The organism is Caulobacter sp. (assembly GCF_049283275.1).
In the GTDB taxonomy this organism is placed as follows: Bacteria; Pseudomonadota; Alphaproteobacteria; order Caulobacterales; family Caulobacteraceae; genus Caulobacter.
Window position 1 is genome coordinate 1 of sequence record NZ_JBAPVS010000055.1, and the last position, 4,993, is coordinate 4,993.

The 4,993-nt window shown below is 70.0% G+C and carries 6 protein-coding genes; 5 read left to right on the top strand and 1 reads right to left on the bottom strand.

The features are described from left to right. On the bottom strand, positions 1 to 1,007 hold a 1,007-nt coding region (locus WAL33_RS02770), incomplete at its 3' end, for a hypothetical protein (protein WP_422178255.1). Positions 1,008 to 1,128: 121 nt separating this feature from the next. On the opposite strand from WAL33_RS02770, the gene WAL33_RS02775 reads away from it, so the two are divergent. The 5 genes from WAL33_RS02775 to WAL33_RS02795 all read left to right on the top strand — a co-directional run. Further along, entirely contained in the window at positions 1,129 to 1,752 is a 624-nt protein-coding gene (locus WAL33_RS02775; RefSeq protein WP_422178257.1) for a shikimate kinase, read from the top strand. After that, positions 1,749 to 2,858, top strand: a complete 1,110-nt coding sequence (aroB, locus tag WAL33_RS02780; RefSeq protein WP_422178259.1) for a 3-dehydroquinate synthase — start codon at positions 1,749 to 1,751, stop codon at positions 2,856 to 2,858. The genes WAL33_RS02775 and aroB overlap by 4 nt, the downstream gene beginning before the upstream one ends. 253 nt (positions 2,859 to 3,111) lie before the next feature. Continuing rightward, positions 3,112 to 3,282 (top strand): hypothetical protein, encoded by a 171-nt coding sequence (locus tag WAL33_RS02785; protein WP_422178261.1) that lies wholly within the window; start codon positions 3,112 to 3,114, stop codon positions 3,280 to 3,282. Between the two features lie 93 nt (positions 3,283 to 3,375). Next, positions 3,376 to 4,659, top strand: coding sequence for an HlyC/CorC family transporter (locus WAL33_RS02790; protein ID WP_422178265.1), 1,284 nt, complete (start codon positions 3,376 to 3,378; stop codon positions 4,657 to 4,659). A gap of 87 nt (positions 4,660 to 4,746) precedes the next feature. Continuing rightward, positions 4,747 to 4,993 (top strand): hypothetical protein (locus tag WAL33_RS02795; RefSeq protein WP_422178263.1); only part of this gene is annotated, 247 nt, incomplete at its 3' end.

Consider the following 4,993-nt stretch of genomic DNA (forward strand, 5'->3'; position numbering starts at 1 on the left):
GCGCCGGGGATGGTGTCGCCGGTCAGCTTGCCCCGGATGGCCTGGGCGGTGGCTAGGTCGCCGGCGGCGAGGGCCGCGCGGGCGAACAGGACCGGATCTTCCAGCGGCGCGTCGGCCTGGGCCAGGGCGGCGATGGCCGGCAGCTGGGTCTTGGCGGCGGCGGTGAAGGCGGTCAGGCCCTTGCCGGCGCGCAAGGCGGCCAGGATCTGGGCCGGGGACGCGGCCAGGTCCGCGGCCGCATCGGCGGGCTTGAGCATGGCCTTCAACGCCGGCGAGGCGGTGGCGAGAGCGGCGGCCGACGACACGTCCAGGCCCAGCTTGCGCGACAGGGCGTAGTTGACGCCGTTGCCCAGGCTGGCCGCGCCCGCCGGCGTGCCAGACAGCAGCGCGCTCATCAGTCGAGCGTAGTCGGCGTCCTTGGTCTGCGAAGCGGCCAGGCCGAAGGTCAGATGGGCCGTGTCCTGCTGACCCGCCAGGACCTGGCAGAAGGCCCGCAGGCGCAACCAGTAGGCCGCGCCGCGGTCGACGCTGAGCGCCTCGCCGATCTTGCAGGCCTTGTCGTCGGCGCCGGTGATCAGGGCGGCCTCGGCCGCCGCCATCGACAGCGGACCACTGGCCGCCACGCCCGGGACCCGGTCGAGCACGGCGTCCGCGCCCTTGGCCTCGCCCAGGGCGATCAGGGTCATGGCCCGCATCGCGCCCAGCTCGGGGTCGTCGCCGATCCCGGCCGGGGCGTTGGCGCCGGTGGCCAGCACCCGTCGCGCCAGAGCGGCCGCGGCGGGCGACAACGGCTTGGCCGCCAGCTTGGGCAGGGCTTCCTTGACGACGCCCGGCGAGGCGTCCTTCCAGAGGTCGGCCGAAAGACCCGTCTCGGCCGCCGGCGGCGAGAACAGGTCGGGCGCGGCCAGGGACTGCACCTGCACCTGGGCGTTGGCCTGAACGGTCAAAAACAGCGTCGCCGCCAGGGCGATGGCCGAACAGGTCGCGAGTCGCAGGGAAGGAGCCATGGATCAACTATGCCGCAGGACAGGGGTTGGCGAAACTTTTCGCCCTGGACGACACCCTGGACGCGCCTTTGGTCCAAACCTTGGCGGGAGGCCTCGCCCTCGTGTAAACCGCCAGCAGGCCATGACCGACGATCCCGCCCCCTCCCGCCCCGAAGTCGAGGACCCTGCATTCCAGGGTCCTGACCCGCGCGCCGCCCTGCGCCGCAAGACCATCGTCCTGGTCGGGCTGATGGGCGTGGGCAAGTCCAGCGTCGGCCGCCGCCTGGCCACGGCGCTGGACCTGCCGTTCCGCGACGCCGACAACGAGGTCGAGGCCGCCGCCGGCCGCTCGATTCCCGAGATCTTCGCCGAGTTGGGCGAGCCGGCCTTCCGCGACGGCGAGCGGCGGGTGATCGCCCGACTGCTGGACGAGCCGCCGCATGTGCTGGCCACCGGCGGCGGCGCCTTCGTCAATCCCGAGACCCGCGCTCTGATCAAGTCCAAGGCCGTGGCCGTCTGGCTGAAGGCCGACCTGGAGCTGTTGGCTCGCCGTGTCGGCCGCAAGGAGGGCCGCCCCTTGCTCAAGGGCCGCGACCCGATGGCGGTGCTGCGCGAGCACGCCCAGCTTCGTTATCCCGCCTATGGCGAGGCCCACCTGACGGTGGAGACCGGCGACACCGCCCACGGCGTGGCGGTCGAGGCCGTGATCCAGGCCCTGAGGGGCTATCTGCAACCGTCCGAACAGTCCGAAAGCGAGTCGACGTGATCACCACCATCCCCGTGGGCCTGGGCGCGCGCGCCTATGACGTGGTCGTCGGGACCGGCCTGATCGACCGGGCGGGCGAGCGCATCGTCCCGTTGCTCAAGCGCCAGCGCGTGGTCATCGTCAGCGACACCATCGTCGGCGAGCACCATGGCGAACGGCTGGCCAATGCGCTGGAGCATGCGGGGATCGCCACCGACGTGATCCTGGTCCCCCCCGGCGAGGAGACCAAGAGCTTCGAGGGCCTGGCGGATCTGTCGGACCGCCTGCTGGCCCTGAACCTGGAGCGCGGCGACATGGTCGTGGCGTTCGGCGGCGGGGTGGTCGGCGACCTGACCGGCTTCGCGGCCGCGATCTACAAGCGCGGGATCGACTTCATCCAGATCCCCACCACCCTGCTGGCCCAGGTGGATTCATCCGTGGGCGGAAAAACCGCCATCGACACGCCGCGCGGCAAGAACCTGATCGGTGCCTTCCACCAGCCGCGCCTGGTGCTGGCCGATCTGGACATCCTGGCCACCCTGCCCGCCCGCGAGATGGTTTGCGGCTATGCCGAGATCATCAAGTACGGCCTGCTGGGCGACTTCCCCTTCTTCGAGTGGCTGGAGGCCAACGTCCAGGCCGTGCTGGACCGCGACACCTCGGCCCTGGTCCGCGCCGTCGGCCGTTCGGTGGAGATGAAGGCCGAGATCGTCGCCGAGGACGAGAAGGAGGTCGGCCGCCGCGCCCTGCTGAACCTGGGCCACACCTTCGGCCACGCGGTCGAGGGCGAGATGGGCTTCGGCGACGCGCTCAAGCATGGCGAGGCCGTGGGTCTGGGCATGGCCCAGGCGTTCCGCTTCTCTGTGCGCCAGGGCCTGTGCTCGGCCCAGGACGCCGTCCGCGCCGTGGCCGCCATCAAGGCCGCCGGTCTGCCGACCCAACTGTCGGACGTCCGCGCCGCGCCGTTCAGCGCCGACGCCCTGATCGCCCATAGCGCCCAGGACAAGAAGGCCGAGGGCGGCCTTTTGACCTTCATCCTGGTCCGCGGCATCGGCGACGCCTTCGTGGCCAAGGACGTGGACCGGCAGGAACTGCGGGCGTTCCTGATCGAGGAAGGCGCAGTCTAGGGCTTATCGCCATTCAGCGTCTGAGACGAAAACCTCGTCCCCCAAGTGCTTTTTGGCGACAAGCTCAGGATGAGGTTTTTCTACCGCCGGATTCGAAAATGGTCCTCATCCTGAGCCTGTCGAAGGACGAGGACCACGCACCGAGCGTGAATGTCGATAGGCTCTAGGGTCGGCGACAGAGGCGATTCATGTGATCGTCACGGGCCGGCGCGTAGTCTTCACCGTGTCCGGCGCAGCCGATTTGGGGAACGACATGAAGCCGCCCGTCAAACGCCTGACTGATCTGAAGCCGTCGTCCGCCCCAGCCGGGGCCTATGCCCGGCCGACGCCGATGGTGGCGCGGCGCAAGACCGCCAAGGTCATGACCGCCGAGGAGAAGGCGGCCTTCCTCGCATCCCGGCCGGACCTGGCCCCGAAGTCCTGAGCGACCCCGCCAACGACTGGGGCCAACGACTGGGGTCGACGATTTCCGTCACACCTCCCGTTCGACGCCGGCGCGTCGTACAACCCTTCCATGATCCTGACCGCCATCCTCGGCCTTGCGCCGATCATCATCGCCCTGCTGGCCGTTTCGGCGCTGTTCTCGGCCGCCGAGACATCGCTGACCGCCGCCTCCCGGGCCCGCATGCACCAGCTGGAGCGGGAAGGCGACAAGCCGGCCAAGCGGGTCAACAAGCTGCTGTCCGACCAGGAGACGATGATCGGGGCGGTGCTGCTGGGCAACAACCTGGTCAACATCCTGGCCTCGGCCCTGGCGACCCAGGTGCTGACCGCGGCCATCCCCGGCCCCTGGGGCGTGGCGGCGGCGACCGGCGCGATGACCGTGCTGGTCCTGGTGTTCGCCGAGGTGCTGCCCAAGACCCTGGCCATCCTGAAGTCCGACGACGTGGCCCGCTTCCTGTCGGCGCCCACCCTGCTGGTGGTGCGGGTGTTCGGGCCGATCATCTACACCATCCAGTGGATCGTCCGCCGCACCCTGCGCGTGTTCGGCGTCAGGCTGGACATGGAGGTCGACGTGCTGGCGGCCCACGAGGAGATCCGCGGCGCGGTCGAGTATCACCACTCCGAAGGCGGGGTCGAAAGCGGCGACCGCCGGATGCTGGGCGGCGTGCTGGACCTGTCGGACATGGACGTCTCGGAGATCATGGTCCACCGCAAGTCGATCACCTTGATCGACGCCGACCTGCCGGCCCGCGACTGGGTGGCCGAGGCCCTGGAGGCCCAGCACACCCGCATCCCGCTGTATCGCGACAACGCCGACAACATCGTCGGGGTGCTGCACGCCCGCGACCTGCTGCGGGCCCTGGCCGCGGCCGAGGGCGGCGTCGACAGCCTGGACATCGTCGCCATCGCCCGCGAGCCGTGGTTCATCCCCGACACCACCAAGCTGAAGGACCAGCTCAACGCCTTCCTCAAGCGCAAGAGCCACTTCGCCCTGGTGGTCGACGAATACGGGGCCCTGCAGGGCCTGGTGACGCTGGAGGACATCCTCGAGGAGATCGTCGGCGAGATCGACGACGAGCACGACACCAGCGTCGCCGGCCTGCGCGCCCAGGCCGACGGCTCGGTGCATGTCGACGGCGACGTCAGCGTCCGCGACCTCAACCGCGCCATGGACTGGGACCTGCCCGAAGGCGAGGCGGTGACCATCGCCGGCCTGGTCATCCATGAGGCGCAAACCATTCCCGAGCCCGGCCAGACCTTCATCTTCCACCATCACCGCTTCCAGGTGCTGCGCCGCCAGCGTAATCAGATCACCGCCTTGCGGATCAGCGCCCGCCTCGACGAGGGCGAGCGATAGAGACCGTGGGCGGATAATGGGAACCAAGCCCGGCGACAGGCGTTATCACCACGCCCAACTTGGGCGTGGCGGGGGTTAGGGGCTTAGGTGTTGGGTTCGGTCGGGGCGGAGACGCGCCCACAGCTTGATCAGATCGCCGAACTGACCGCGCAACTGGCGACCACGCGCGCCTTGCTGGACGGAGAGCTCAACCGCGCCCGCGCCCTCACTCGCGTTGGCGACGCGATCGGCTCGGGCGGCGTCGTCGAGGTCATCCGCGCCACGGTCCAGGGCGCCGTCGACCTGACCGCCGCGGCCTTCGGGGCCTTCTACGGCGTCGACGGATCCTTCGGCC